The sequence below is a fragment of the Bradyrhizobium manausense genome, assembly GCF_018130615.1.
GTDB classification, from domain to species: Bacteria; Pseudomonadota; Alphaproteobacteria; order Rhizobiales; family Xanthobacteraceae; genus Bradyrhizobium; species Bradyrhizobium manausense_A.
This window is the reverse complement of record NZ_JAFCKB010000026.1, coordinates 16,116-42,720: the sequence shown is the minus strand read 5'-3', so window position 1 is coordinate 42,720 and position 26,605 is coordinate 16,116. Positions and strand designations below refer to the sequence as shown.

The 26,605-nt window shown below is 65.2% G+C and carries 23 protein-coding genes; 13 read left to right on the top strand and 10 right to left on the bottom strand.

All coding sequences use genetic code 11. The annotated features are described in order from the left end of the window. Positions 1 to 97: 97 nt before the first annotated feature. Positions 98 to 1,552 carry a cell wall hydrolase gene (locus JQ587_RS32920; protein ID WP_212428116.1) on the top strand — a complete coding sequence of 485 codons (1,455 nt, stop codon included), beginning with the start codon at positions 98 to 100 and terminating at the stop codon, positions 1,550 to 1,552. A 120-nt stretch (positions 1,553 to 1,672) separates the two neighbouring features. Here JQ587_RS32920 and nadC read toward each other — a convergent pair whose 3' ends face one another. The 3 genes from nadC to nadA all read right to left on the bottom strand — a co-directional run bounded on the left by nadC (position 1,673) and on the right by nadA (position 5,437). Continuing rightward, positions 1,673 to 2,551, bottom strand: a complete 879-nt coding sequence (gene nadC / locus JQ587_RS32915) for a carboxylating nicotinate-nucleotide diphosphorylase (RefSeq protein ID WP_212428115.1) — start codon at positions 2,549 to 2,551, stop codon at positions 1,673 to 1,675. A 10-nt stretch (positions 2,552 to 2,561) separates the two neighbouring features. After that, positions 2,562 to 4,169, bottom strand: a complete 1,608-nt coding sequence (locus JQ587_RS32910) for an L-aspartate oxidase (RefSeq protein WP_212428114.1) — start codon at positions 4,167 to 4,169, stop codon at positions 2,562 to 2,564. A gap of 164 nt (positions 4,170 to 4,333) precedes the next feature. Next, positions 4,334 to 5,437 carry a quinolinate synthase NadA gene (nadA, locus tag JQ587_RS32905; RefSeq protein ID WP_212428113.1) on the bottom strand — a complete coding sequence of 368 codons (1,104 nt, stop codon included), beginning with the start codon at positions 5,435 to 5,437 and terminating at the stop codon, positions 4,334 to 4,336. A 330-nt stretch (positions 5,438 to 5,767) separates the two neighbouring features. Between nadA and JQ587_RS32900 the strand changes: the two genes are divergently transcribed. The 7 genes from JQ587_RS32900 to JQ587_RS32870 all read left to right on the top strand — a co-directional run bounded on the left by JQ587_RS32900 (position 5,768) and on the right by JQ587_RS32870 (position 15,282). Next, entirely contained in the window at positions 5,768 to 7,021 is a 1,254-nt protein-coding gene (locus JQ587_RS32900; RefSeq protein WP_212428112.1) for an MFS transporter, read from the top strand. 42 nt (positions 7,022 to 7,063) lie between these two features. Beyond that, on the top strand, positions 7,064 to 8,050 hold the full coding sequence (acuI, locus tag JQ587_RS32895) for an acrylyl-CoA reductase (NADPH) (RefSeq protein ID WP_212428111.1): 987 nt from the start codon (positions 7,064 to 7,066) through the stop codon (positions 8,048 to 8,050). A gap of 114 nt (positions 8,051 to 8,164) precedes the next feature. Next, positions 8,165 to 8,770: a hypothetical protein gene (locus tag JQ587_RS32890; RefSeq protein WP_212428110.1), complete on the top strand. Its 606-nt coding sequence runs from the start codon at positions 8,165 to 8,167 to the stop codon at positions 8,768 to 8,770. A 166-nt stretch (positions 8,771 to 8,936) separates the two neighbouring features. Next, a complete protein-coding gene (locus JQ587_RS32885; RefSeq protein WP_212297612.1) occupies positions 8,937 to 9,203 on the top strand; it encodes a DUF6894 family protein in 267 nt (88 codons plus the stop codon). A 201-nt stretch (positions 9,204 to 9,404) separates the two neighbouring features. Then, positions 9,405 to 11,147, top strand: coding sequence for a methyl-accepting chemotaxis protein (locus JQ587_RS32880; RefSeq protein WP_212428109.1), 1,743 nt, complete (start codon positions 9,405 to 9,407; stop codon positions 11,145 to 11,147). A gap of 195 nt (positions 11,148 to 11,342) precedes the next feature. After that, positions 11,343 to 13,313 (top strand): methyl-accepting chemotaxis protein, encoded by a 1,971-nt coding sequence (locus tag JQ587_RS32875; protein WP_212428108.1) that lies wholly within the window; start codon positions 11,343 to 11,345, stop codon positions 13,311 to 13,313. A gap of 280 nt (positions 13,314 to 13,593) precedes the next feature. Next, a complete protein-coding gene (locus JQ587_RS32870; protein WP_212428107.1) occupies positions 13,594 to 15,282 on the top strand; it encodes a methyl-accepting chemotaxis protein in 1,689 nt (562 codons plus the stop codon). A 65-nt stretch (positions 15,283 to 15,347) separates the two neighbouring features. Here the strand turns inward: JQ587_RS32870 and JQ587_RS32865 are convergent, their stop codons facing one another. The 6 genes from JQ587_RS32865 to ygfZ all read right to left on the bottom strand — a co-directional run bounded on the left by JQ587_RS32865 (position 15,348) and on the right by ygfZ (position 21,820). Further along, complete coding sequence (locus tag JQ587_RS32865) at positions 15,348 to 18,041, bottom strand: DUF2339 domain-containing protein (protein ID WP_212428106.1); 2,694 nt, start codon at positions 18,039 to 18,041, stop codon at positions 15,348 to 15,350. Between the two features lie 46 nt (positions 18,042 to 18,087). Next, the gene (locus JQ587_RS32860; protein ID WP_212297617.1) at positions 18,088 to 19,050 is read right to left on the bottom strand and encodes an NUDIX hydrolase; all 963 of its coding nucleotides are present in this window, start codon (positions 19,048 to 19,050) and stop codon (positions 18,088 to 18,090) included. A 19-nt stretch (positions 19,051 to 19,069) separates the two neighbouring features. After that, positions 19,070 to 19,576, bottom strand: coding sequence for a tyrosine phosphatase family protein (locus JQ587_RS32855; RefSeq protein ID WP_212297618.1), 507 nt, complete (start codon positions 19,574 to 19,576; stop codon positions 19,070 to 19,072). A gap of 128 nt (positions 19,577 to 19,704) precedes the next feature. Then, complete coding sequence (locus JQ587_RS32850) at positions 19,705 to 20,319, bottom strand: YfbR-like 5'-deoxynucleotidase (protein WP_212297619.1); 615 nt, start codon at positions 20,317 to 20,319, stop codon at positions 19,705 to 19,707. Further along, on the bottom strand, positions 20,316 to 20,942 hold the full coding sequence (locus tag JQ587_RS32845) for a DNA-3-methyladenine glycosylase I (protein ID WP_212428105.1): 627 nt from the start codon (positions 20,940 to 20,942) through the stop codon (positions 20,316 to 20,318). The genes JQ587_RS32850 and JQ587_RS32845 overlap by 4 nt, the downstream gene beginning before the upstream one ends. Next, positions 20,939 to 21,820, bottom strand: a complete 882-nt coding sequence (gene ygfZ, locus JQ587_RS32840; protein WP_212428104.1) for a CAF17-like 4Fe-4S cluster assembly/insertion protein YgfZ — start codon at positions 21,818 to 21,820, stop codon at positions 20,939 to 20,941. The genes JQ587_RS32845 and ygfZ overlap by 4 nt, the downstream gene beginning before the upstream one ends. Before the next feature lie 101 nt (positions 21,821 to 21,921). On the opposite strand from ygfZ, the gene JQ587_RS32835 reads away from it, so the two are divergent. The 5 genes from JQ587_RS32835 (at position 21,922) to JQ587_RS32815 (ending at position 26,055) form a co-directional block, all read left to right on the top strand. Next, positions 21,922 to 23,256 (top strand): dihydroorotase, encoded by a 1,335-nt coding sequence (locus JQ587_RS32835; protein WP_212428103.1) that lies wholly within the window; start codon positions 21,922 to 21,924, stop codon positions 23,254 to 23,256. Positions 23,257 to 23,448: 192 nt separating this feature from the next. After that, the gene (locus tag JQ587_RS32830; RefSeq protein ID WP_212428102.1) at positions 23,449 to 24,312 is read left to right on the top strand and encodes a sulfurtransferase; all 864 of its coding nucleotides are present in this window, start codon (positions 23,449 to 23,451) and stop codon (positions 24,310 to 24,312) included. Positions 24,313 to 24,409: 97 nt separating this feature from the next. Then, positions 24,410 to 25,099, top strand: a complete 690-nt coding sequence (locus JQ587_RS32825; RefSeq protein ID WP_212297624.1) for an RNA polymerase sigma factor — start codon at positions 24,410 to 24,412, stop codon at positions 25,097 to 25,099. 91 nt (positions 25,100 to 25,190) lie between these two features. After that, complete coding sequence (locus JQ587_RS32820; RefSeq protein WP_212297625.1) at positions 25,191 to 25,724, top strand: DUF4142 domain-containing protein; 534 nt, start codon at positions 25,191 to 25,193, stop codon at positions 25,722 to 25,724. Positions 25,725 to 25,734: 10 nt separating this feature from the next. Next, positions 25,735 to 26,055 (top strand): cupredoxin domain-containing protein, encoded by a 321-nt coding sequence (locus JQ587_RS32815; protein WP_212297626.1) that lies wholly within the window; start codon positions 25,735 to 25,737, stop codon positions 26,053 to 26,055. Between the two features lie 41 nt (positions 26,056 to 26,096). Here the strand turns inward: JQ587_RS32815 and JQ587_RS32810 are convergent, their stop codons facing one another. Continuing rightward, on the bottom strand, positions 26,097 to 26,363 hold the full coding sequence (locus JQ587_RS32810; RefSeq protein ID WP_092227477.1) for a hypothetical protein: 267 nt from the start codon (positions 26,361 to 26,363) through the stop codon (positions 26,097 to 26,099). Positions 26,364 to 26,605 lie beyond the last annotated feature (242 nt).

Genomic DNA, 26,605 nt, shown 5'->3' with positions numbered 1-26,605 from the left:
CCCCGGCAACCTAAATTAGATACTCACGATAAAGATCGAATTGCACGGATGTACTGCGGCTCGATTGTTCTGGTGTAAGCGTAGCGTGAGCGTAACGATGTTTGTGTTGCGTAACCATCCGAAGGGCGCGCGGTTCGCGTCCTTCGGCATCGGTCTCCTGGTCTTCGCATTGATGCCGCGAGAGACCGGTTATCAGGACATTGGCTCGCTGCTGGCGCGTCAGCCCGGCGTTGCCGAGCGCTGGCAGAAGCAGGTGTTCTCTGCGGCCTCGTCTATTCAGCTTGCCACGTACAGCTTCTCGCGCCCGATCGGGACCTCCGCGCCGCAGAGCGCAATGGTTCGCCTCGCAAGCCTCGACGGCCGTGACGTTACCGGTTCGATCTCGCGCAACCCGGTGCTCCAGGCGCCTGCGCGTTACCAGGCCTCCGATTTCCCCAAGGTCGATCGCGCGCTGAAGGGCGATCGACTCGCCACCGTGACACCCGTGCCTGAGACGGCCGCTCCCACTGCCGCGCCTGCGCCGCAAGATCCCGCCACCTCGAACAGCTCCGTGTTCGGCGCCAAAACGGCTCAGCTGCCGGTCTCGCAGCCGCAGGCGATGTCGCCGGAATCCGCGGCGGCGCTCGATCCCGAGCTTCAGGAGGCGATGCGCGCGCCGCCTCTGCCGCAATATGCCAATCCGCCGAAGGCCGACGACAATGCGCTGTCCTTCGCGGCCCAGCCGCTCGACGCCCTGAAGCAGACGACGATCGCCGCCCCGCCGCGCGATCCCTTCAGCGTGAAGACCTCGAACCTGTTTTTCGGCAGCTCCTCGCTCGGCGGCTCCGCCGAGAGCATCGAGAGCTGGCAGCCCGGCGCCGAGCCGCTGATCGTGATGCCCGACCCCGATATGAAGCTGGCCTCGCTGTCGCCGCCGAACGAGGACGTCGGAAACGCGACCGAAAGCGGCGAGAGTGTCGCGCCGAAGGGCGAGGTCAATGCCGACAACCAGCGCGCCAAATCGCCGGCCGAGCGGCTCGCGCTCGACGACAAGTCGCGCGCGAAGTCCGAGAAGTGTCTCGCCGAGGCGGTCTATTTCGAATCCCGCGGCGAGGCCGTGCGCGGCCAGATCGCGGTCGCGCAAGTCGTGATGAACCGCGTGTTCTCCGGCAAGTATCCGGACACCGTGTGCGGCGTCGTCTATCAGAACAAGTACCGGCACTTTGCCTGCCAGTTCACCTTCGCCTGCGACAACAATCCCGACGTGATCCGCGAGCCCGAGATGTGGGATCGCGCCAAGAAGATCTCGAAGGCGATGCTCGACGGCCAGATCTGGCTGCCCGAGGTCGGCAAGTCCACGCACTACCACGCCTATTGGGTGCGCCCGTCCTGGGTCGCCGAGATGAAGAAGATGTACAAGTTCGGTGTGCACACCTTCTACCGGCCGCGAAACTGGGGCGACGGCAGCGAGGAGCCGAGCTGGGGCACGCCGGCGCAGACCGCCGCGCTTTCGGCGGAGCTCGTCCAGGAAGCCAAAAGCTCAGCCGAGATGGGCGTGACCGAGCGGCGGTAGTGTCTCCACAGCGTCATGGCCGGGCTTGCCCCGGCCATCCACGTTCTTAGGCACGCGCAGCAAGGTCGTGGATGCCCAGGACAAGCCCGGGCATGACGACTTAGTACAAGTATCGCTGCCTCAAGCCTCAATATCCAGCGCGCAGTCGAAATTCGGCGCGGAATGCGTCAATGCGCCGGATGAGGCATAATCGACGCCGGTCGCCGCGATCGCGGGAATGGAGTCCAGCGTAACCCCGCCGGAAGCCTCTAGCGCGACGCGCCCTTCCGTCATCCGCACTGCCTCGCGCAGCGTCGCGATATCCATGTTGTCGAGCAACACCGCTTCGGCCAGGCCGGCATCGAGCACCTCGCGGAGCTGGGCGAGCGTGTCCACCTCGATCTCGATCTTGACGAGATGGCCGGCATGGGCGCGGGCGCGCTCCAGCACGGGGCGAATGCCGCCGGCGACTGCGATGTGGTTGTCCTTGATCAGGATCGCGTCGTCGAGGCCGAAGCGATGGTTGAAGCCGCCGCCGCAACGCACCGCGTATTTCTCCAGCGCTCTTAATCCCGGCGTGGTCTTTCGCGTGCAGCAGATGCGCATTCTGGTGCCCTCGGTGCGCGCGACATAGGCGGCCGTGAGCGTGGCGACGCCGGAGAGACGACCGACGAAATTCAGCGCGGTGCGTTCTGCGGTGAGAATGGCGCGGGCCGGCCCTGAAATCGTCAACACCTGCTGCCCGCGGGCGACGCGGGCAGCGTCGCGGACATGCGCGCGCACCTCAATGTCGGACGAGAGCTTTCGCAGCGTCGCTACCGCGAGCGGCAGGCCTGCGATGATGCCGGACTGGCGTGCGACCAGGACGGCCTGCGCTTTGGTCGCTTCGGGAATCGTCGCGAATGAGGTGATGTCCCCGGCGCGGCCGAGATCTTCGTCAAGGGCGCGATGCACGGCCTCATCGATGGCGAGCGGGGAGAGGAAGGCGTCGGGATCAAGCAGGGAAGTCGGAGCGGTCATGGGATTTCCTTCACGCGGTCATGGTTTGCGCGATTTGCGGCGTTGAATGCTCGGTGAGGCCGTTCGCGACCTCGCGCGCAGCGGCCAGTGTCGTCATGGTTCGCTGCGCCAGCGCAGGGACATCCGTCGGATGGTCGGAACGGAAGTGCGCGCCGCGACTCTCGCACCGGCTCCAGGCCGCGGACGCAACGAGCAGCGCCGCTGTCGCCATGTTGCGGACCGGGATGCTCGTGGCCGAGTGTTCGAGCGCGGCAAAACTGCGCGCGGCTTCTGCGAGTCCGTCGCGTTCCCGGATCACACCGACATGCGCGCTCATCATCGCCCGCAGCCGCTTCACAGCGCTTGCATCCGGCGCGCTGCCGCGCGGCGTTACCAACGCTTCGGGCAGGCGGGCAGGCGAGGGGATCGTGCGGCCTGCGATGTCGTCGGCGATGCGTGCGGCGTAGACCACGGCCTCCAGCAGCGAATTGGAAGCGAGCCGGTTGGCGCCATGCGCGCCGGTGGACGACACTTCGCCACCGGCCCAGAGGCCGTCGATCGAGCTGCGACCGCGCGCGTCCACCGCGATGCCGCCCATGTGGTAGTGCACGGCCGGCGCGATCGGGATCGCCTGCTTCGCCGGATCGATGCCGGCGGCGATGCAGCTTGCATGCACGGTTGGGAATTTGTCGGCGAAATGCGCGCCCAGCGCCTGCCGCGCATCGAGGAAGGCTCTGCGTCCTGCCGCGATCTCGGCGAACACGCCGCGCGCCACGATGTCGCGCGGCGCCAGCTCGGAGAGCGGATGACGCGCCGCCATGAAGCGTTCGCCCTCGCTGTTGATCAGTGTCGCGCCTTCGCCGCGCAACGCCTCGGTCGCCAGCGGCGCGGGATCGCGGCCGACCATGATGGCGGTTGGGTGGAACTGCACGAACTCGGGGTCGGCGATCACAGCACCGGCGCGCGCGGCAATCGCGAGGCCCGATCCATTGGCTTCAACCGGATTGGTGGTGACGGCATAGAGATGGCCGATACCACCAGTGGCAAATACGACGGCGCGCGAGGCGATCATCACGGGCCTCGCTGCGAAATTGCCGGCCTCGCGTAGCTGAAGTCCGGTGACGGCGCCGTCTTCGGTGAGCAGCGCTTCGGCAGAAAAACCTTCGATCAATCGGATCGACGGCGTACGCCGCACGGCCTCGCTGAGCGCTGCGATGATCGCCGCGCCCGCACCGTCGCCGCGCACGTGCACGATCCGCCGCGCCGAGTGCGCGGCCTCGCGCCCGACCGCAAGCCGGCCCTCGAGATCGCGATCGAACGGCACGCCGTAGCTGAGCAAATCGTGAATTCGCGGCGCAGCCTCGCGCGCGATCCCGAGCGCGACTGCCTGATCGACGATGCCGCCACCGACCGCGATGGTATCGGCGGCATGGGCTTCCGGACTGTCGCCATCGGCGACCGCGGCCGCAACGCCGCCTTGCGCCCATGCAGACGACGCGCCCTGTCCGAGCGGCGCCGCCGAGATCAGCGTCACCGGCCGCGGCGCGAGTTTCAGCGCGCAAAACAGTCCGGCCAGGCCACCGCCGACGATCACGACGTCGTCGGTCGAGCGGGTGAGATTGTGGATGGTGTTTGTCATGGTTCTTTCCTCATCGTCGTCCCGGCGAAGGCCGGGACCCATACTCCGCGGCAGTTGTTGGTTTGCAGAGCTGTGTAACGCCGTTCTTCGCAACCACACCTTCCTGTGGTTATGGGTCCCGGCCTTCGCCGGGACGACACTGCTCGTGTTGCGCCATTTCGCCCTCAATTCTTCAGATTGATCATCCGCTCGACCGAACGCCGCGCCCGTTCTGCGAGCGCCGGATCAATCGTCACTTCTTCGCCGAGCGTCAGCAGGCTCTCCAAAATATTGGACAGCGTGATGCGCTTCATGTGCGGGCAGAGATTGCAGGGACGCAGCATCTCCACATCCGGCAGCTCGGCGCGGACATTGTCGGCCATCGAGCATTCCGTGATCATCACGAGGCGCTTCGGACGCTTCTCGCGGACCCAGTTGATCATGTGCGCGGTGGAGCCGGTGAAGTCGGCTTCCGCCAGCACGTCCGGCGGGCATTCGGGGTGCGCGATGATCTGCACGGAGGGATCGGCGTCGCGGAAGGCGCGCAGCTCGTCGGCCGTGAAGCGCTCGTGCACCTCGCAGGCGCCTTTCCAGGCAATGATCTTCACGTCAGTCTTCGAGGCCACATAGGTCGCGAGGTAGCGATCGGGCAGGAAGATCACGCTCGGGGCGTTGAGGCTCTCCACCACTTGCACCGCGTTCGACGAGGTGCAGCAGATGTCGACCTCGGCTTTCACCTCCGCCGACGTGTTGACATAGGCAACCACGGGGATGCCGGGGAATTTTTCGCGGAGCAGGCGCACGTCGGCGCCGGTGATGCTGGCGGCGAGCGAGCAGCCGGCGCGAGAGTCCGGGATCAGCACCGTCTTGTCCGGATTGAGCAGCTTCGAGGTCTCCGCCATGAAGTGCACGCCACACTGCACAATGACATCGGCCTTCACCTTGGTGGCCTCGACGGCGAGTTGGAGCGAGTCGCCGCCGATATCGGCGACGCCGTGAAAGATCTCCGGCGCCTGGTAGTTGTGCGCGAGGATCACCGCATTGCGCGTCCGCTTCAGCTGATTGATCGCGTGAATCGTCGGCGCCATCAGCGGCCATTCGATCGGCGGGATCACATGCTTGACGCGGTCGTAGATCGGCGCGGTGGCGCGCTCGACCTCGCTTGTCCATTCCAGCGAGGGGCTTGGCAGGACGGCTCTTGTTTGCATCGGCACTGCCGGCGCGGCGGTCGCTTGCCCCGGCGGCCGATTGGCGAAATCGTCAGGACCGAAAATTCCAGTGATCGGCATATCGAAGCCTCCCATATGAACAATTATGCTCAACATGAGTATATATAAAGCCTGAGAAATCCGGCCGAGAGGCCGGGCGGATGTCCCCAAAGCTCATATATGCTCAATATGAGTAAATCGAATGTAGCACGGCCCGGACAGCGCCGCTAGGTCTCCTCGCACACATTCCCGTCAAGTCACGCCAGCGAAAGGCCGCGATGAAACGCAATGCTCCCGCGGCAGCCCCGCAGGGAACGCAACCATTTTCGACCTGGGCGTTTCATGCATTTGCATTAAACCTCGGACGCGCGGTTACCTATTCCGGATCCGCCAAGGGCGATGAGGAACACCATGTCGATACAAGCGGGCGAACTCGGTCCGGCCTCGCGTTCCTCCAACTGGCGCACGCCGGCCGTCATCATCCTCTGCGGCTGCGCCATCGGCATGCTCGGCTTCGGTCCGCGCTCGGCGCTGGGCTTCTTCGTGCAGCCGATGAGCCATGAGTTCGCCTGGGGCCGCGACGTGTTCGGCCTCGCCATCGCCGTGCAAAATCTGTTGTGGGGATTGGGCCAGCCATTCGCGGGCGCGGTCGCCGATCGCTTCGGCCTGTTTCGCGTGATGTGCGTCGGCGCGCTGCTTTATGCCGGCGGCCTCTTGCTGATGCGCTATTCGTCGACGCCGTTATCGCTCAACATCGGCGCGGGCGTGATGGTTGGTTTCGGTCTGGCAGGCTGCTCGTTCAACCTGGTACTGTCGGCGTTCACGAAACTCCTGCCGGCCGAGAAGCGTGGCCTTGCGCTTGGCGCCGGTACCGCGGCGGGCTCGCTCGGCCAGTTCCTGTTCGCGCCGATCGGCGTGGCGCTGATCGACAATTTCGGCTGGCAGCAGGCGCTCAGCGTATTCGGCTTCCTGATGCTGCTGATCATCCCACTGGCACTCGCCATTTCGACGCCGCCGGTCGCGGGCAGCGCCAGCTCGACACCTGCAGATCAGCAGACCATCACGACGGCGCTCGCGGAGGCTTTCGGCCATCGCTCCTACGTGCTGCTGGTGCTCGGCTTCTTCACCTGTGGCTTCCAGCTTGCCTTCATCACCGTGCATCTGCCGGCGTTCCTGGTCGACCGCGGCATCTCGACGCAAATCGGCGGCTGGGTGATCGCGGCGATCGGCCTGTTCAACATCATGGGCTCGCTCAGCGTCGGTTATCTCCAGAACTCGCTGCCGAAGCGATACATCCTCTCGACGATCTATCTCACCCGTGCGTTGGCGACGCTCGCCTTCATCTCGTTCCCGATCACGCCGTTCTCGGCGATCGCGTTCGGTGCGGTCTCCGGCCTGACCTGGCTGTCGACGGTGCCGCCGACATCGGCGCTGGTGGCGTTGATGTTCGGCACGCGGTGGCTCGCCACGCTCTATGGCTTCGCCTTCGTCAGCCATCAGGTCGGCGGCTTCCTCGGTGTCTGGTTAGGGGGCATCGTGTTCGAGAAGTTCGGTTCCTACACGCCGATCTGGTGGCTCTCGATCCTGTTCGGCGTCCTCTCGGCGCTGATCAACCTTCCGATCGTGGAGAAGCCCGTTGCACGAGCGGTTGCGCAGCCTGCCTGATCGGCTAAACATCCCGGTCGAACAAGTCAGGGAGTTCAAGCCGTGGCCACATTCAAGGCGATCCGCATCGACAAGGCCGACAAGGGCACCACCACGCAGCTTGCGCAGTTCGACGAAGCCGAGCTGATGGATGGCGACGTCACCGTCCACGTGGAATGGTCGACGCTGAACTACAAGGACGGCCTCGCGCTGACGGGCAAGGCACCCGTGGTGCGTCGCTTTCCGATGATCGCCGGCATCGATTTCGCCGGCACGGTCGAAGCCTCGTCCCATCCGCAATGGAAGGCGGGCGACAAGGTCGTCTGCACCGGCTGGGGCATGGGCGAGACCCATCTCGGCGCCTATGCCGAGAAGGCGCGGGTCAAGGGTGACTGGCTGGTCGCTCTGCCGCAGGGCCTGTCGGCACGCGATGCCATGGCGATCGGCACCGCCGGCTTCACCGCGATGCTCTCGGTGCTGGCGCTGGAGAAGCACGGTCTATCGCCGAAGAGCGGGCCTGTTGTCGTGACCGGCGCGGCCGGCGGCGTCGGCTCGGTTGCCACGGCCGTGCTGTCCAAGCTCGGCTATCACGTCATCGCCTCCACCGGCCGCGCGTCCGAGGCCGAATATCTGAAGAGCCTCGGCGCCGCTGAGGTGATCGACCGTAGTGAACTGTCGGCACCGGCAAAGCCGCTGGCCAAGGAGCGCTGGGCCGGTGGCGTCGACAGCGTTGGCTCGACCACGCTCGCCAACTTGCTGTCGATGACGAAGTATGGCGGCGCCATCGCCGCCTGCGGTTTGGCCGCCGGCATGGACCTGCCGTCTTCTGTCGCCCCCTTCATTTTGCGCGGAGTGTGCCTTCTTGGCATCGATTCCGTGATGTGCCCGATCGAGCCGCGAAGGGTCGCCTGGCAGCGCCTGGCCTCCGACCTGGATCGGGCGAAACTATCTGAAATAACTAAGGAAATTCCGCTAGACGAAGTTCCGGAATGGGGCGCTAAGATCCTCGCGGGCGCGGTCCGCGGCCGCATCGTGGTAAAAATTGTCTAACGGCGTTCAGACTTTACCAACCAAGCTGCTTCAATGTCGCCATGGTTAGTATGGTAAGCAGCGGGTAAAGAGATAAGGCATCGCCCGCTGCGGGGGTTTGGTTCGGAGTTGAGCATGCTTGCGCGTATTGTGTTGGGGGCTGTCACGGCAGTCGTGACGTTTGCGCCGGCCATCGCCCTGGCCGGGAGTATGAACGCGGATGAGGCGCGGCGTTTCGTTGCCGGCAAGGTGTTCGCTTTCACCTGTTTCGACGGCACCCGCGGTGCAGGCCGTATCCTCGACGATCTCGGCGCCGCCGGCGCGGTGCAGTTCTCGGGCTCTGGCCCGGTGCGCCATCTCCGCCTGCCCGGCAACACGCTCCAGATCCGTGGCCAGAATGTCTGCGCATCGATCAAGGGCATTCCGTTCGAGCCTTGTTTCAACCTGGAAAAGACCGACGATCGCAGCTTCCGCGGCTCGGTCTCGGGCATGGGTTTCGCCTATTGCGACTTCCACCATCAGGGCGGCAATCAGATGCTGATGGCGCGCGCCGTGGCGCGGCCGCGCTCGCTGCGGGCGCCCGAGCACACCGGTTCGGTCACCACATCGAGCACCGAGGTCGCCGCGCGCGTCGAGACGCCTCGGGTCGAGAGCAGCCGGATCGAGCCGGTGAGGTCGGAAGCGAAGTCCGAGCCGGCGAAGAACGACGGCCCGCTGGAATTGCGTCGTTCGACCGAGTGACGTGCAGCAGCGAAACTGCGCACGCCATTTACCTGCCTTTGACGAATGTATCGCACGCGAAGCCGCGCGCCGTAATCATACGGCCCGCGGTTTTTATGCCTTGGTAGCGACTCGCCCCCCAGCTTGCGTGACGGCCGGGGGGCGGTCCCTACGCAAGGGTTCTACGATGTCGCTGTATTTCTTTCGCATCAGCACCGGCCGCTATTCCGGCGCCGCCGACCAGCCCTACGAGTTCGAGGATCGCGCCGCCGCATGGACCGAGATGACCGAGGTCTGCGCCAATCTGCTCGGCAGTATCGCACGCAATCTGAAGCCGAATGCGAAGTGGAGCATGGAGTTGCTCGACGAGAACAAGGAGCCGGTGTTTCGCATCAGCCTGGTCGGCGAGGCCTTGTGCTGTGCTGATACGGATGCAAATGCCGGCCGGCGTTAACGAACGCTGCCTCTGCAAATCCGCGAAATGGCGGTTCTTTGCACGTGACAGCTGTGAAAATTGGGCGGCTTGAGCAGCATTTCCGTAATTCTACCTACCCGGCGAACGTCCGCGCTTAACGTTAATGAGCAACCTGCCGGTTAGCCTTCCCTGGCCGTTTACGCCTTCGCCGCCGCAAAGCTGACCCGGGGAATTATTGCAATGATGTTCATTCAAAACTTGCGAATTGGCACCAAGCTCGCCGTCACCTCGGTGCTGACCATCGGCCTCGTGGCGCTGATGATCTTCCTCCAGATGAACGGGAGTGCCGAGGTTCAGGCACTTGGAGCGGCAGCATCGCAGCAGCAGATCATTGCGATCAACGCCACCGACGCGAAGGCCTCGGTGCGGGGAATGCAGATCGGCATTCGCGACATCCTGACATCGTCCTCCCCGGCAGAGTTGCAGAAGGCAGTCACCTATTTCAACGACCGGCAGAAGTCAGCGCTGCAGTTCGGGGCAGAAATGGCCAGGCTCTCGCGCTCGGCGGACAACCGCAAGCGAATCGATCGCCTGACGGCGCTGGTCGGTGATTTCGGCAAAGGGCAGCAGCAGATCGAATCGATCCGCAAGCAGCAACTCGCGATCGACGTGAAGAAGGACGGCGAAGCGGCCGCACAATTGGCCAAGCTGACTGCCGAAGTTGACCGCGTCCGCAGAGAAATGCTGGTGCCGATCAACGACGAGATCTCCGTGCTGGCCGACCAGATCACCAACTTTGCCAAGCAGAGTAGCGCCGATGCTCGCGCCGCGGCGGAAGCAGAGGCCTCCTCCGTCGCGCGGACGTCGTTCGTCACCGGCGTGCTGGTCGCGCTGCTCCTGATCGGTGCCTGCATCTTCTCCGTCTTCAGCATCGCGCGGCCCATGCGTGCGCTGACGGTCGCGATGGAGAAGCTCGCCGGGGGCGACTTCTCCGTGGTGCTGCCGGGACTCGGCCGCAGGGATGAGGTCGGCGAGGTTGCCGGTGCCGTCGAGAAATTCAAGATCTTGTCCGAGCAGAAGGCGCGCGAGGAAGCGGAAGCCAAGATGCGGCAGGATCAACTCGCGGCCGAGCAGCGCAAGGCGGAGATGCGCAGGCTCGCCGACAGCTTCGAAGGCGCTGTGGGTGAGATCGTCGGCACGGTATCGTCGGCCTCGACCGAGCTCGAAGCGTCCGCCACGACGCTGACCTCGACTGCCGAGCGCACGCAGCAGCTCACCACCGTGGTGGCAGCGGCCTCGGAGGAAGCCTCCACCAATGTGCAGTCGGTGGCCTCCGCAACCGAGGAGCTGTCGTCCTCGATCACCGAAATCAGCCGTCAAGTGCAGGAATCCGCGCGCGTCGCCAGCGAGGCCGTCGGTCAGGCCCGCACCACGACCGAGCGCGTCAGCGAACTGTCCAAGGCGGCGACGCGCATCGGCGACGTGGTCGAGCTGATCAACACCATCGCGGGCCAGACCAATCTCCTGGCGCTCAACGCGACGATCGAAGCGGCGCGCGCCGGCGAGGCCGGCAAGGGATTTGCCGTCGTCGCTTCGGAGGTCAAGGCGCTCGCCGAACAGACGGCGAAGGCGACCGGCGAGATCGGCCAGCAGATCTCCGGCATCCAGGCGGCCACGCAGGAATCGGTCGGCGCCATCAAGGACATCAGTGATACCATCGAGAGGCTGTCCGAGATCTCCTCGACCATCGCGGCCGCCGTGGAAGAGCAGGGCGCGGCCACGCAGGAAATTTCACGCAACGTGCAGCAGGCCGCACACGGCACGCATCAGGTCTCGTCCAACATCACCGAAGTGCAGCGCGGCGCAAGCGAGACTGGATCTGCGTCTTCGCAGGTGTTGTCGGCTGCACAGATGTTGTCCACTGACAGCAGCCGACTGAAGCTCGAGGTCGGCAAATTCCTCGAGACCGTGCGCGCGGCCTGACTGCGGCATGCCCAATAGGCACGAGCTCGCAACCTCGTACGGTGTGGCGTTTGCTCGCAACCATATTGCGGCACCGCGACGAATGCGATGCAGGGTTAACCTTCCGGAAAAGTGACGCAGACATGATCTCCGCAATATTCCGGGGCGTTGATTCGTCCATCCGTATTGCGCCTTGAAGTTTTTGGAGCACCTTTCATGAGCGGCCTTTCCATCCGTCTGACCCACAAGGTGATGGCGATCGGACTCTTCGGTCTTGTCGGCCTGGTCGCCTTTGGCGCGATCTATGAGATGGGCAGCCTCTCCCAGGACGCCTCCCGCGACGTGGCCAACCGCGCTCGCGCGATCGCCGATATCAACAAGCAGATTTCGATCGAGATGCTGGAGGCTCGTCGCAACGAGAAGAATTTTCAGCAGCGTCGCAATGAGAGCTACGCCAAGGCGCATGCCGAGTTGGTTGGTCCAATCAATCGCGAATTCGACGAGGTCGAGCGGCTGATGGCGGGCGGCGGTATGGTCGCTCTGTTCGACAAGACCAAGCAGGCCCAGGAGGGCTTCAAGCGCTACACTGCGGATTTCAACGCGTTGGTTGCTGCCGAGACCAGGCTGGGGCTGAGCGAGACGCTCGGCCTGTCCGGCTCGCTCCGCTCCGCGGTGCATGACATCGAAGCGAAGCTGAAGGAGGTCGACGATCCCAGGTCGACGAGCTGGATGCTGATGATGCGCCGGCACGAGAAGGATTTCATGCTGCGGCGTGACCCAAAATACATTGCTGAACTGAAGAAGGCCGCGGCTGAATTCTCCAAGGCGATAGAGGTCGTCGCAGTCCCTACACCCGTGATGAACGACATCACGGCGAAGCTCCAGAGATACCAGTCCGAGTTCGCGGCATGGGCCGAGACCGCGCAACAGAGTGCGGCTCTCGACGCCGCCATGATGAAGACCTTTCGTGAGGTCGAGCCTGTGATGGCGGAGGTGCGGACCGCAGTCGACGCCATGTACAAGCAGGCTGACGCAACCGAGGCCGCGACCCGCGACGCGGTGCGGCTGCGGATGATAATTGCCTTCCTCATCACCGTGGTGGTGCTGGCGGTGATCGGCCTGCTGCTCGGACGCTCGATCTCAAAGGCGCTGTCCGGCATGGTCGATGTGATGACGCGTCTTGCACGCGGCGAACTCTCCATCGTCGTCCCCGGCGTCGGTCGCAAGGACGAGATCGGCGAGATGGCCGGCGCGGTTGAGGTGTTCAGGACCAACATGATGGAGGCAGAGCGGCTGCGCGCTGAACAGGCCGAAGCCGATGCGCGCGGGCGCGAGCAGCGCAAGGTAGACATGAAGCGGCTTGCCGATGGTTTCGAAGGCGCTGTTGGCGAGATCATCGAGACCGTGTCGTCGGCGGCTACCGAGCTCGAGGCCTCATCCAACACGCTGACGCAGGCCGCCGAGCGCGGCAACGGGCTTGCGGCCGCCGTGGCGGCAGCCTCGGAGGAGGCGTCGGCGAACGTGCAATCGGTGTCGTCGGCGAGCGAGGAAATGACCTCCTCGATCTCCGAGATCGGTCGCCAGGTGCAGGAATCGGCGCGCGTCGCCGATATCGCGGTCGGGCAGGCCCAACGCACCAATGCGCGCGTCGCCGAATTGACGAAGGCTGCCTCCCGCATCGGCGACGTGGTCGAATTGATCAACACCATCGCCGCCCAGACCAATCTCCTGGCGCTCAACGCGACCATTGAGGCGGCGCGGGCGGGCGAGGCCGGCAGGGGCTTTGCCGTGGTCGCGACCGAGGTGAAGGCGCTCGCCGAGCAGACCGCGAAAGCCACGGGTGAGATCGGTCAGCACATCGGCGCGATCCAATCGGCGACCGAAGACTCCGTCGGAGCGATCAAGGAGATCGGCGACACTATCGCGCGGATGTCGGAGATCTCGTCGACCATCGCCGCTGCGGTCGAGGAGCAGGGCGCAGCGACCCAGGAGATCTCCCGTAACATCCAGCATGCCGCGCAAGGCACCTCGGGCGTGTCGGCAAATATCGGCGAGGTCCAGCGGGGGGCGGGCGAGACCGGGGCTGCCTCGGCCCAGGTGCATTCGGCAGCACAATCGCTGTCGCAGGAGAGCAACCGGCTGAAGAGCGAGGTCGCACGTTTCCTGGATTCGGTGCGGGCGGCCTGAGGACTTCACTGATTTGTTCGAGCCGCATTCGGCGGTGCGCTGGTGTGACGTCGGGTGACATCTGCTGCTCTGCAACAAATGGTTGCAGAGCAGGCAACCTCATCGACGGCGAATTCAGTAGTTTCACTAGGCTCCTGTTAACGGGTGTTTGCGACTATGGGCAGAATCTTACCGGATAAGAACCAGCCAGCACTGTTGGAATGACGTCCGCGCCGCCGTCGGCCGCGGCGGTTGCGACGCGGGCGACTGGTGCGTTTGGGTATCATCGGGATTTGTCGTGATGTCGAAGTTGTCGATCGTCTTCAAGCTTCTGACCGTGTTGTCGGTCCTCGTGCTCTCGCTCGCCGGCGTCGGCGTTGTCGCGATCGGCACGATGCAGAACATCAATTCCCATACCGTCGAGATCGCAGAGAGCTGGTTGCCAAGCGTGCGTGCGCTCGGCTCGATGCGTGCGGACATCAACGAGCTGCGCGTCGCGCTGCGCCTGCACCTGATGCAGGACACCCCCGAGGGCAAGGAAGCCGCCGAGAAGCGCCTCGCCTCGCTGCAGGCCCGTATCGATCAGACCCGCAAGGTCTACGAACCGCTGATCACCAGCGCCGAGGAACGCTCGCTCTATGAGCAATGGACCAAGGCGTGGGCCGAGTATCTGAACGGCGTGCAGGACGTGATGGTGCTGTCGCGCAAGAGCCCCGGCAAGTTCCCGACTGAAGCCAACGAGATGCTGCAGACCAAGGTCGCGAAGATGGCCCAGGCGGCCGATCCGCTGCTGCAGAAGGGCATCGAGCTCAACAACCGTGGTGCCGAGATCGAGACCAAGCAGGCGGCTGATAGCTACGCGACCATCTTCCGCGTGCTGGTCGGCATCATCGTGCTCTCGGTCGTGATCGCGATCGGTGCGGCCTATTATCTCGTGCGCGATGTGTCTCGCGGCATTGCCTCGATCATCAAGCCGATGCAGTCGCTCGGCGAGGGCGACCTCTCGGCCGACGTGCCGCATCGCGGCGAGAAGACAGAGATCGGCTCGATGGCGGACGCGCTCCAGATCTTCAAGGAAGCGCTGATCGCCAAGCGGGCCGCCGATGAGGCGGCCGCGGCCGACGCCGAAGCCAAGATCGAACGCGGCCGCCGCGTCGACGCCATCACCCGCAAATTCGAAGCGATGATCGGCGAAGTCGTCGGCACCGTGTCAGCGGCCTCGACCGAGCTCGAGGCCTCCGCGACGACGCTGACCAATACTGCGCAACGCGGGCAGGAGCTTGCGACCGTCGTCGCCGCCGCGTCCGAGGAAGCCTCCACCAACGTCCAGGCCGTGGCATCCGCTTCGGAGGAGCTGTCATCGTCGATCACCGAGATCAGCCGCCGCGTGCAGGATTCGGCGCGGATGGCCGCGGAAGCCGTCGACCAGGCGGCGCGGACCAACGACCGGGTCAATGCGTTGTCGCAGGCCGCCTCTCGCATTGGCGACGTCGTCGAGCTCATCAACACCATTGCGGGCCAGACCAACCTGCTGGCGCTGAACGCCACCATCGAGGCGGCGCGCGCGGGCGAAGCCGGCCGCGGCTTTGCCGTCGTTGCTTCCGAGGTGAAGGCGCTGGCCGAGCAGACCGCGAAGGCAACCGGCGAGATCGGGGCGCAGGTCTCGGGCATTCAGGCCGCGACGCAGGAATCCGTCAGTGCCATTCAGGAAATCGGCGGCACCATCGAGCGGCTGTCCGAGGTGTCGGCGGCCATTGCCGCCGCGGTCGAGGAGCAGGGTGCGGCGACGCAGGAGATCTCGCGCAACGTCCAGCAGGCCTCGGTCGGCACGCAGGAAGTCTCGATGAACATCACCGACGTCCAGCGCGGCGCGGTCGAGACCGGTTCGGCCTCGACGCAGGTGCTCTCGGCGGCGAAGTCGCTGGCGACCGACAGCACCCGTCTCAAGGTCGAGGTCGCGCAGTTCCTGGAGTCGGTCCGCGCGGCCTAGAAAGCGAGCGGTCGAGCTTGTTTTCACCTCTCCCCGACGGGAAGAGGTGAAAGCTCGACGGCCTCTTACGCTTGTGCCTGCGGAGCCGGCGGCGGCGTTACTTGCCGCCGAAACAGGATCCGCTGGTAGAGCCAGCCGATGGCGACCAGCACGATACCGAGGCACATGAACGACAATGCGCGGTAGACGCCTGTGAGTGTCGACATGTCGATCACGAAGGCCTTCAGGATCGTCAGTGCGATCACGGCGGCAGAGGCCAGCCGTGCCCGCTCGGAGTTGACCGTTATGCCGATGCCGAGCAGCACGACGCCAAAGGCGAGCCAGCCGATCGAGTAGGTGTACTGCTCGGCTCCCGTGGTCTCGCCGTTGACGAGGAACGGGCCGTGATAGAAGCGGCGGATCTCCAGGGTGACGTAAGCCAGCGCAAACACGAGAGCTGCGCCCGCGATCGTGTTGGCATAGACCTTCCCGCGCTCGGCGGCCACCGCATAGGCGAGCAGCAGCATGAGCACTGCCGGGAGCGCGTAACCGAGCAGTAGCAGGTTGAACACGGCGCCGCCGACATCGATATGCCACAGCAGCGGGTTTTCCAGGATCAGAAGGCCGAACACGCTGATGAGGCCGGCGATCGCGGTGAGCACGACCGCGCCGACATTGTGCACGATGCTGTGGCTGCGCAGCCGCAGCCGCTCCAGCCCGATCGCCATGGCCAGCGCCACGCAGACCTGCAAGCCGGCTTCGAGCAGTGACGGCGCCGCGATCATGTCGCCGCCGGTTGCGAGATGGCGGACCTCCATGAAGGCGAGCAGCGCGGTGAACAGGATCGCCGCCGTCTCCACCATGCGCAGTGGCGCGTCGTCGCCGCGGCGGCGCAGGTAGATGCTCGCCGCCCAGAACGAGGCCGCCGGCAGTCCATAGCCCCACAACAGCCAATTGAAGATCGGCGTGGTGCCGACGGCGTCGCCGACGATGCGCGGATCGTAGCCGACGCGCGCGGTGACGATGCCGGCGAAGATTGCGGCGAGCCAGCGCAGGAACGGGATCGGCCGCTGCATCGCAATCCAGGCGGTGCCGAGCGACATCAGCGCCAGCGCGATGGTGAGCCAGCCCTTCTCCAGCGCGAAGGTCAGCGCCAAGGCCAGCGCACCGAGCGTGCCGGTCGCAAACAGGGCCGTCGAGATCGCAAGGCCCGGCCGCGTTTCGCGGCGGGTCAGCGTTTCCGTGGCCGCGCCAAAGGCGGCTGCGAGCAGCACCGCGAGGATCGCGAACGGGATCGAACGGTCGAGATGGGCGATGCGGGCGTAGAGCGCGACCAGGATCGCGATCGGCGTGGCGACACCCGCCGCTGACCACACCACGGGAATGATCGCCGAATTCGATCGCCCTTGCGCGAAGAAGCCCGCGATGCCGAAGCCGGCGGCGAAGATCGCGGCCATCACCAGATGCAGCGTCACCGCGCTGTCGGTGGCGGCCGGCGTGATGCCGGGCATGGCGCCGCCCGGCAGCACCAGCATGTCGGGATTGGCCCGCACGGCCCATTCGGCGAACACGATGAATACGGTCGCAGCCGCGGCACCCAGCGCGCCGCCGGCAGCCTCCGCGCGCCAGGCGACGAACAGCGTCGCCGCAACGAGCAGCGTGAAGGCGATCAACGCGAGATCGGCATGTCCGCTCGACAGCACGATCAGCATCGCGCCGAACAGATAGGCGCCGAGCGCGCTCGACGACACCGGCTCGATCTGTCCGTCCTCGATGGTCGGGCCGAACATGAAGCCGCAGACCACGAGCAATGCGGCGAGCACGAAGCCGGCGATCACGTGGAACGCATGCGGCGCGACGTGCAGGTCACCGGTATCGAGGCCCGGGAAGATCCAGAGCACGGCGAAGACGATCGTCGTTACCGCGAGCCAGCGCCACAGCCGAATGCGGGCGAGTCCAAAGCTCGCGGCGGTGACGATGGCGAGATAGACATAGAGCGCCCAATAATCCGGCTTGCCGCTGGAGACGAGCACTGGCGTCGCGAAGGCGCCGACGACGCCGAGGCCCGCGAGCGCCGGCCCGTGCAGCAATGCGGCCGCGAGCGTACCCATCGCGACGATGCCGAGCAGCACGAAGGCGGTTGCAGGCACGAGGAAGCCATAGAGCGCGTAGGCCGCGTACACTGTGGCGAACGCAACCGCGGTCCCGGCCGCGGTGAGAATCGCGGGAATGTTGGCGATCGGCAAGGCTTCGATGGTGGAGATGCTCTCCTTGCGCCGCGTCCATTCGCCGGCGCCGAGCAGCGCGACTGCGAACAAGCTGCCGAGGAACACGCGCACGCCGGGGCCGAGCAGGCCGGCCTCGATCGAATAGCGCACCATGAAGAAGCCGCCGAGCGCGAGCGCAAGGCCGCCGATCCACACCACCCAGCGCGTGCCGAGCCGCTCTTCGAAACCGGGTGCCGGGGCGGGCGGCGGCGGTGGCGCTTCGGCTTCGGTGCTGGCTTCGAGCGGAGGCGGCGAAACCTCTTCGGTGACGAGCGGAGGCGGTGCGGCCTCGGCTTCTGGCGCAAGCGGCGGCGGCTCTGCCGCGGGCGTGCTCGCCTGCTCCTGCAAGGGCAGCAGCGGCGGCGGCTGGACCTGTCGCTGCGCCTGCAATGCGGCCTCCAGCGAGCCCAGCCGTCGGCGCAACTCGGTTGCCTGATTCGACGCCTTCAGCGCGATCAGGAACGCGACGATCGCAATCATCACCGCAAAAACGTCGAACGGGGCGTCGAGCATAGGGCCTCCTGGCGATCGGCGGGCAGGGGCCGAACGCAATCTTGATCTAGCGCCGGGAGCGTACGCGCAAGCCCGGCGCGGGTCGCTCCTGGAGCACGTCGCGGCGGAAGCGATAGAGCGCCGCCGGTCTCCCGCCCGTCTGTGTCGACATCACGCCGGTCGGTTCGACCAAGGCTTCGGTTTCGACCAGGCGGCGGAAATTCTGCTTGTGCAGGTGCCGGCCGGAGATCGCCTCGACCGTGTACTGCAACTCAGTGAGTGTGAACTCGGCGGGCAAAAGTTCAAACACCACAGGGCGATACTTCAGCTTTGCGCGCAGCCGTGCGATTCCCGTGGCGAGGATCCGGCGGTGGTCGAACCGCATGGAGGTGCCAAGCGCGGGCAGCGCCGTGCGCGCCAGTGCCGCTGGCCGGCCGTCGCGCCGCGCCTCCTCGACGAGGCCGGCCTCGTACAGCAGCTCGTAGCGGTCGAGCACGCGCTCCTCGTCCCAGGCCGCCCCTTCGAGGCCGAAATAGAACCGCACGCGATCCCTGCGCGGCAATGCGCGCGTGGTCTCCGGCGTCTCCTCCTCGGCCCATTTGGTCAGCGCCGGGATGATGTCACGGGCGATGATCGCAGGCGGCGCCTCGCGCCAGTCTTCCCAGGGAAAGAAGCGATACCAGGGCTCGAAGCTCGCCGCACTTGCTGCACCTTCGGCGGCACGCGTCAGCGCGAGGTAGCCGATCGACACCATATGCGCGCCGGTATCGCCGGCTTCGGCATGGCGGCCGCGGTCGCCGAAAGTATAGAGCTGCTCGACATAGCCGAGCCGAAGCCCCGCTTGTGCCTCCACCCAGGCGCGCAGGCCGATCTCGAAGGTGCGATGGCTCGGCGCATCGAACGGGCCGAACGGCAGGCCCGCGAGCCCGTCGCCGCCGCGCGCGGTGAGCACCAGCGGCTCGTGATCCTCGATCGCGACGATCGCAGCAGTCAGGCCGATCTCGATCGGCGTCAGCAGCTTCTCGCTCATCCGGTGACGATCGCTGATGTCATTCGAGCTCGATCACGAAGGGGCGGCCTTCGACCAGCATCTCGCCCGGGCCCATCTCGTCGAGGGCACGCAGCATGCGGCCGTTGCGCCCCAGCGCGCGGTCGGCAAGGCCGACGATGCGCCGGTTCGGCGAGGCGATCGGAGAGGCGGCGCGGATCTTCTTCGCGATCTCGACCTCGTCGCGATTGGGATTGAGTGCGCAGACGGCGGCGAATGCGCTCGCCGTGGAGCGGCTGATGCCGGCATAGCAATGCACCACCAGGGGCGCGCCGCGGTCCCAGCCGCGCACGAAATTCAGCACCTGGTCGATATGCGCCTCGGAGGGCGCGACAAAGCCATCCATCTCCTCGGTGATGTCGTCCATCGACACCTTGAGATGATTGGCAGGGAGAACCGACACCGGCCGCGCCACCTGCTCGACATTGGCCATCACGGTCAGCACATGGCTGGCCCCGGTGCGGCGGACGGTTTCGGGAAGGGCGGCGAGCGAACAGACGTGGATCATGGCGGACCTTTTTGGGGGATTATAACAACCGCCGTAGGGTGGGCAAAGCGAAGCGTGCCCACCACTTTTGTCGCAAACGCGAACGGTTGGTGGGCGGCGCTTCGCGCCTTTGCCTACCCTACGAGACCTTACGCAAACACTGCGCCAAATCGTTCCAAAAACTGCTTCTCGGCCCGTGCCGCCGTCCAGGGCGTCAGATAGTCGCGCCGGACGCTGTCGGAAAGGCCGGGATCCTTGCCGAACAGGCGCTTGGCCTCGCTCTCGCTGAAGCCGGCAAGCTCGGTCGCCTCCAGGTAGGCCGCGCCGCGATCGGCAGCCTTGATCGCCAGCGTGATCTCCTCCGGCAGCATCGGCGGCAGGCCGAAGCGGATGTGGATGGCGCCGAGCAGGCGCTTCTCCACCGCCTTGTAATGACCGTCGAGCACGGCCTTGAACGGCGAGATCATGTCGCCGATCACGTATTCGGGCGCATCGTGCAGCAGGGCTGCGAGCCGGATGCGCTGGTCGACGCGCGGCATCTCGTGCCGCAGCACGGTTTCCACCAGCAGCGTGTGCTGCGCCACCGAGAAGATATGCGCGCCGGTGGTCTGCCCGTTCCAGCGCGCCACGCGCGCCAGCCCATGCGCGATGTCGGCGATCTCGACATCGAGCGGAGACGGATCAAGCAGGTCGAGCCGCCGGCCCGACAGCATGCGCTGCCAAGCGCGGGACTCCGTTGCGCGTGCGGTCTTCTTGGCCGTCATTTGGCCTTGAGGCGCGGCTTGCGCTGCAGCTTGCTGCAGGTCGCGTGGCAGTGGCAGTCGACGAGATGGTCGTTGACCATGCCGGTCGCTTGCATGAAGGCATAGACGATGGTCGGGCCGACGAATTTGAAGCCGCGCGAGGACAGCTCCTTGGAGATCTGCACCGAAAGCGGCGTCGATGCCGGCACGCTTGCCGTGGTCTTGAAATTGTTGACCTTGGGCCTGCCGTCCATGAAGTCCCACAGCAGCTTTGAGAAGCCGGGGCCTTTCTCCATGATGTCGAGATAGGACTTCGCGCTCAGGATCGCGCCGTCGATCTTGGCGCGGTTGCGCACGATGCCGGCGTCGTTCATCAGCGCGTGGACCTTCCTGTCGTTGTAGCGCGCGATCTTCTCCGGCTGGAAATCGTCGAATGCTTTGCGGAAATTGTCGCGTTTGCGCAGGATCGTGATCCAGGACAGGCCGGCCTGAAAACCGTCGAGGATCAGCTTTTCATAGAGCGCGCGGTCATCATATTCAGGCACGCCCCATTCGGTGTCGTGATAGGCGACGTAGAGCGGATCTTCGCCGGGCCAGGGGCAGCGTGTCTTTCCGTCGGGATGCAGGCGGGGAGCACGGCTCATGCGATGGGCTGCTTTGCGGGAATGCGAACGACATCGGGGTCTGCCAACCTCACGGCGAGGCCGCCGGCGGTGAGCGGCTGGCCGGCATCCAGCGCGTCCGCAACGCGGTCGATGCGCACCAGAGCGATGCCCTTTCCTTTCGCCGATGAGCCCATCGTGCCGACCTGCTTGTCGCCGGCCATGACACTGACGCCGGTCTCCGGCGAGAGATCATCGAGCAGCACCTTGACGCTGCGGGTGCGCGCAGTGCCGCGATGCTGCATGCGCGAGACGACCTCCTGGCCGACATAGCAGCCCTTGTCGAAATCGACGCCGGCGAGGCGGTCCATGTTGGTCTCGTGCGGGAACGCATCGCTGTACATGAAATCGAGTCCGCCGCGCGGCACGCCGAGTGCGATGCGGTGCGCCTCATAGTCGGTCGCATCGACCAGCTCGGCACCGATCAGATCGGACAATTTCTGCTTGAGATCCTCGGGGATCAAGATGCGAGTGCCGAGCTCGGCATGGCGCGGATCGGCGAAGGCGAGGTCCGGCTGCGCTGTGGGCTGGCCGTCCCAGGCCGCGAGCACGCCGAGATCGTCGGAGAGGTTATCCACGGTGACCTTGGCGCGCAGCTTGTAGAATTTCAGCTTGGTGGCGAAGCCTTCGGCCAGCGGTTTCGGGCAGTCGATCAGGAACCCGCCGCCATGGCCGGCGGGTGCTTCCGTGATCAGGAAATCCACGATGATCTTGCCCTGCGGCGTCAGCAGCGCGCCGAATCGCCCCAGGCCCGGCTTGAGCCTGTCGACATCGGTCGTGATGAGGCCGTTGAGGAAGTTGCGCCCATCCTCGCCCGCGACCTTGATCACGCCCCGGTCGGGAAGAAACGCTGATTTCATGCGAAAATCTCTTGCGACATGGTGCTCCGGAACGTAAGCCCGCAAGGCATAAACGACAAGACCTCGAGCCCTGCGCTTGGGGATGAGAGAGGCCTCCAGCCATGACGCAGCGTTTCGATGTGATCCTCAAAGGCGGCACCGTCGTCAACCAGGATGGCGAGAGTGTTCGCGATATCGGCATCACCAATGGTCGCATCGCCGAGCTGGGTCCGCTCTCGCAGGCGTCCGCAGCCGAGGTGATCGACTGCAAGGGTCTCCACATCCTGCCCGGCGTGATGGACACGCAGGTGCATTTCCGTGAACCCGGACTGGAGCAGAAGGAAGACCTCGAGACCGGCTCGCGCAGCGCCGTGATGGGCGGTGTCACCGCCGTGTTCGAGATGCCGAATACGTCTCCGCTCACGGTGACGGAGGCCACCTTCACCGACAAGGTGAAGCGCGCCCATCACCGAATGCATTGCGATTTCGCCTTCTTCATCGGCGGCACCCGCGAAAACGTGCAGGATCTTCCGCTGCTGGAGCGCGCGCCGGGCTGCGCCGGCGTCAAGGTGTTCATCGGCTCGTCGACCGGCGCGCTGCTGGTGGAGGACGACGAAAGCCTGCGCCGCATCTTCCAGGTGATCCGCCGCCGCGCGGCCTTCCATGCCGAGGACGAGTACCGTCTCAACGACCGCAAGTCGCTGCGCATCGAGGGCGATCCGCGCTCGCATCCGGTCTGGCGCGACGAAACCGCCGCGCTGATGGCGACGCAGCGTCTGGTCAAGCTCGCGCATGAGACGGGAAAACGCATCCACGTGCTGCACATCTCGACCAAGGAAGAGATCGAATTCCTGCGCGATCACAAGGACGTCGCCTCCTGCGAGGCGACGCCGCATCACCTCACGCTGGTCGCGCCCGAATGCTATGAGCGGCTCGGCACGCTGGCGCAGATGAATCCGCCGGTGCGCGGCGCCGATCATCGCGCCGGCATCTGGCGCGGCATCGAGCAGGGCATCATCGATGTGCTCGGCTCCGACCACGCCCCGCATACGCTTGAAGAGAAGCAGAAGACCTATCCGGCCTCGCCCTCCGGCATGACCGGCGTGCAGACGCTGGTGCCGCTGATGCTCGACCACGTCAATGCCGGCCGCCTGTCGCTGGCAAGGTTCGTCGATCTCACCAGCGCCGGCCCCGCGCGCCTCTACAACATGGCCTGCAAGGGCCGCATCGCCGCCGGCTACGACGCCGACTTCACGATCGTCGACTTGAAGCGTAGCGAGACCATCACCAATAAATGGGTGGCCTCCAAGGCCGGCTGGACCCCCTATGACGGCGTCCGCGTCACCGGCTGGCCCGTCGGCACCTTCATCCGCGGCCGTCGCGTGATGTGGCAGGGCGAACTCGTGACGCCCTCGCAGGGTGAGCCGGTGCGGTTTCTGGAGACACTGAAGCAGTAGGACTGTGCGGCGTCGATGCCGCACAGTTGGTGTCGTCCTGGCGAAAGCCAGGACCCATACCGCGGAATCTCGCGGTGATTGACGGTCGCAGTCCCGGCGAAGGGATTAGCTGCTAATCTTCGTCAAACGTCTCCCTGTGGTTATGGGTCCCGGCCTTCGCCGGGACGACATCGGGGAGGGGGAGTGCAGTCAATGACCCAACCCCTCATCACCGCCGGGCAACTCGCCGCCATCCTCGGTGACCCCAATCTCCGCATCTACGATTGCACGACCTACAACGAGCCCGTGCCGCCAGGCAGCGACGTGCCGTATCGCGCCGTCCCCGGCGACAAGACCTTCGCGGCTGGCCACATCCCGGGCGCCGATTTCCTCGACCTGCAGGGCGAGTTCTCCGACACCTCTGCGCAACAGTTCTTCATGATGCCGGCCGTGGCCCAGCTCGAGGCCGCCTTCGGCCGCCACGGCCTCGATGCCAACAAGACCATCGTGCTCTACAGCATCGGCACCATGATGTGGGCGACCCGGTTCTGGTGGATGCTGCGTTCGCTCGGCCTCGACGCGCAGGTGCTCGATGGCGGCTTCGACAAATGGAAAGACGAGGGACGACCTGTCGAGACCGGCGCCCCGAAGGGCTATCCGGCGACGACCTTCAAGGCGACACCGCGCGCGGGCTTCTTCGTCGACAAGAGCTTCGTGAAGGCGCGGATCGGCGACCCCTCGACCGTCACCGTCAACGCGCTCGGACCGCAATTTCACAAAGGCCTCGAGCCGAGCCGCTATGGCCGGCCGGGCCGCGTGCCCGGCAGCGTCAACGTATCGGCTGCGACGCTTGTGAATGCCGACAAGACGCTGACCTCGCTTGCGGACGCCGAAGCGAAATTCGCGGCGGCGGGCGTCACGCGCGACAAGAACGTGATCCTGTATTGCGGTGGCGGCATCTCGGCGACGATCGATTTGCTGATGCTGACGCGGCTCGGATACGACAAGCTGACGCTCTACGATGCCTCCATGGGCGAATGGGCGAGGGACCCGTCGCTGCCGATCGAGACGGATTAGGGGGAAATCTTACGTTCTCGCGGAGGGTAAGAAAGTTGGGAACCTTTTCTGCCAGCCTGCATCCAATGTCCGGAACCAACGGAGACAGGTGACCGCCATGCAACGGACCGCAGCCGGCCTGCCCGCCGGCGCCAGAACAACGGAAGCCGAGCTGATCGGCCGCGCGCGCGACCGGGACGAGGCGGCGCTCCGCGAGATCATGCAGGCCAACAACCGCAGGCTTTACCGACTCGCGCGCGGCATCCTGCGCAACGACAGCGAAGCCGAGGACGTGGTGCAGGAGACTTATGTCCGCGCCTTTACCCATCTCGATGGCTTCAGGGGTGATTCCGGGTTGTCGACCTGGCTGTCGCGCATCGCGATCAACGAGGCGCTTGGCCGCGCCAGGAGTCGCAAGCCGCATGTCGAGCTCGGCGCAGTGCCGGAAGAGGCGCTCGAGGCGCAGATCATCAAATTTCCCGTCTCTCCTCCAGGCGATCCGGAAAGGACCATGGCCCAACGTGAAATCCAGCGCGTCGTCGAGCGCGCCATCGACGAGTTGCCGGATGTATTCCGCATGGTTTTCGTCGCACGCGTCATGGAGGGGATGTCCATCGAGGAAACCGCCGATCTGCTCGCCGTCAAGCCCGAAACCGTGAAGACGCGACTGCATCGCGCCCGCACCATGCTGCGCGAGAATGTCGAGAAGGAGATCGGCCCGGTGATGATGGACGCGTTCCCGTTTGCCGGCTGGCGCTGCGAACGTCTGACCGAGGCGGTGCTGAAGCGGCTCGGGATCGGTGGCTGAATTTTCTCGGGAACGTTCGCGCGAAACTCCCATCCAATTCCTGTGAAGCAACGCGCCGGCAAAACATCCGGCAGCACAGGAGTGTCAAACCATGTTCGTTCGTTGGAGCGCGGCGATCGCCGCAGCCATTCTGCTGTCCAGCCCCATGCTGCTGCAAGGCGCACGTGCGGCCGACAAGCTCACCGATCCGCAGATCGCCCACATCGCCTACACCGCCGGCGTGATCGACATCAACGCGGCCAAGCAGGCGCAGAAAAAGGCCAAGAACAAGGACGTCAAGGCGTTTGCCGAGGACATGCTGCGCGACCACGAAGCGGTCAACAAGCAGGCGCTGGCGCTGGTCAAGAAGCTCAACGTCACGCCTGAAGACAACGACACCAGCAAGACGCTGTCGAAGCAGGCGAGCGACAAGCTGGCCGAGTTCGACAAGCTGGACGGCGCGGCGTTCGACAAGGCCTATGTCGCCAACGAGGTCGCCTATCACAAGGCGGTCAACGGCGCGCTGGAGACCCAGCTCATTCCGTCTGCCGGCAATGCGGAGCTGAAGAGCCTGTTGCAGACCGGCCTGAAGATTTTTCAGGGTCATCAGCAGCATGCTGAGCATGTCGCGGCTGAGCTGAAATAGGAGGCGTGTGATGAACCCGGGACGCCTCGGATCAATCGGGCTTGCGATTGCCTTCCTGTCGCTGGCCGTCCCGGCGCATGCCGCGACCATCGAGATCACGATGGAGAATCTCGTGATCTCGCCGGCGGAGGTGTCGGCGAAGGTCGGCGACACCATCGAATGGATCAACAAGGACGTCTTCGCCCACACCGCCACCGCGAAGAACGGCGATTTCGACGTGACATTGCCACCGAAGAAATCGGCGACTTCAGTGCTGAAGAAGGCGGGGACGGTCGAGTATTACTGCCGCTATCATCCCAACATGAAGGCGACGCTCAAGATCGAGCCTTGACGAATGGCTGCGCTCGCGGGGCGGGGCGTTCCCGGCGGTCCTTACTGCCTCGCGAGGCAGACCGAGAATTCGCCGTTGCGGATGCGGGCGGGAAACCCCTCGACGAACTTCGCCACCGCGTCCTCGCCATAGGTGCCGACGAGCTCGGCGAGTGCCGCGAACAGGCTCGCCTGTGCGAGGCAGTCGCCGTCGACACCGTCATGGCGCGCTTCGGCCCAGGCCTCGTTCAGATAGCTCAAGGCGGCCTGTTTCTGCTCGTGGTCGGGCAGCGGCGCGCGGGCGGGGGCGTAGGAAATCGGCTGGCTCATGAAACTCGATCAGGGCTGGGGCGCGATCCACGGCGATGCGCTGCAGATGAGGTGTAGCACGCGTATTAACGTCCGCTAGGGCACATCTTTAAGAACGGTTAATGCGTGTGGACAAAGACGATGACAGGGTTCCGCTGCTCGTCATTCCGGGGCGCGACGAAGTCGCGAGCCCGGAATCCATCGTGCTATCAACTCTGCGGCTCGATGGATTCCGGATTCGCGCTGCGCGCGCCCCGGAATGA

What these genes read in the sequence shown, in the direction of transcription:
- JQ587_RS32920 (WP_212428116.1), top strand. Translation starts at nt 98, where the DNA reads ATGTTTGTGTTGCGTAACCATCCGAAGGGCGCGCGGTTCGCGTCCTTC.
- nadC (WP_212428115.1), bottom strand. Translation starts at nt 2,551, where the DNA reads ATGACCGCTCCGACTTCCCTGCTTGATCCCGACGCCTTCCTCTCCCCG.
- JQ587_RS32910 (WP_212428114.1), bottom strand. Translation starts at nt 4,169, where the DNA reads ATGACAAACACCATCCACAATCTCACCCGCTCGACCGACGACGTCGTG.
- nadA (WP_212428113.1), bottom strand. Translation starts at nt 5,437, where the DNA reads ATGCCGATCACTGGAATTTTCGGTCCTGACGATTTCGCCAATCGGCCG.
- JQ587_RS32900 (WP_212428112.1), top strand. Translation starts at nt 5,768, where the DNA reads ATGTCGATACAAGCGGGCGAACTCGGTCCGGCCTCGCGTTCCTCCAAC.
- JQ587_RS32890 (WP_212428110.1), top strand. Translation starts at nt 8,165, where the DNA reads ATGCTTGCGCGTATTGTGTTGGGGGCTGTCACGGCAGTCGTGACGTTT.
- JQ587_RS32885 (WP_212297612.1), top strand. Translation starts at nt 8,937, where the DNA reads ATGTCGCTGTATTTCTTTCGCATCAGCACCGGCCGCTATTCCGGCGCC.
- JQ587_RS32880 (WP_212428109.1), top strand. Translation starts at nt 9,405, where the DNA reads ATGATGTTCATTCAAAACTTGCGAATTGGCACCAAGCTCGCCGTCACC.
- JQ587_RS32875 (WP_212428108.1), top strand. Translation starts at nt 11,343, where the DNA reads ATGAGCGGCCTTTCCATCCGTCTGACCCACAAGGTGATGGCGATCGGA.
- JQ587_RS32870 (WP_212428107.1), top strand. Translation starts at nt 13,594, where the DNA reads ATGTCGAAGTTGTCGATCGTCTTCAAGCTTCTGACCGTGTTGTCGGTC.
- JQ587_RS32865 (WP_212428106.1), bottom strand. Translation starts at nt 18,041, where the DNA reads ATGCTCGACGCCCCGTTCGACGTTTTTGCGGTGATGATTGCGATCGTC.
- JQ587_RS32860 (WP_212297617.1), bottom strand. Translation starts at nt 19,050, where the DNA reads ATGAGCGAGAAGCTGCTGACGCCGATCGAGATCGGCCTGACTGCTGCG.
- JQ587_RS32855 (WP_212297618.1), bottom strand. Translation starts at nt 19,576, where the DNA reads ATGATCCACGTCTGTTCGCTCGCCGCCCTTCCCGAAACCGTCCGCCGC.
- JQ587_RS32850 (WP_212297619.1), bottom strand. Translation starts at nt 20,319, where the DNA reads ATGACGGCCAAGAAGACCGCACGCGCAACGGAGTCCCGCGCTTGGCAG.
- JQ587_RS32845 (WP_212428105.1), bottom strand. Translation starts at nt 20,942, where the DNA reads ATGAGCCGTGCTCCCCGCCTGCATCCCGACGGAAAGACACGCTGCCCC.
- ygfZ (WP_212428104.1), bottom strand. Translation starts at nt 21,820, where the DNA reads ATGAAATCAGCGTTTCTTCCCGACCGGGGCGTGATCAAGGTCGCGGGC.
- JQ587_RS32835 (WP_212428103.1), top strand. Translation starts at nt 21,922, where the DNA reads ATGACGCAGCGTTTCGATGTGATCCTCAAAGGCGGCACCGTCGTCAAC.
- JQ587_RS32830 (WP_212428102.1), top strand. Translation starts at nt 23,449, where the DNA reads ATGACCCAACCCCTCATCACCGCCGGGCAACTCGCCGCCATCCTCGGT.
- JQ587_RS32825 (WP_212297624.1), top strand. Translation starts at nt 24,410, where the DNA reads ATGCAACGGACCGCAGCCGGCCTGCCCGCCGGCGCCAGAACAACGGAA.
- JQ587_RS32820 (WP_212297625.1), top strand. Translation starts at nt 25,191, where the DNA reads ATGTTCGTTCGTTGGAGCGCGGCGATCGCCGCAGCCATTCTGCTGTCC.
- JQ587_RS32815 (WP_212297626.1), top strand. Translation starts at nt 25,735, where the DNA reads ATGAACCCGGGACGCCTCGGATCAATCGGGCTTGCGATTGCCTTCCTG.
- JQ587_RS32810 (WP_092227477.1), bottom strand. Translation starts at nt 26,363, where the DNA reads ATGAGCCAGCCGATTTCCTACGCCCCCGCCCGCGCGCCGCTGCCCGAC.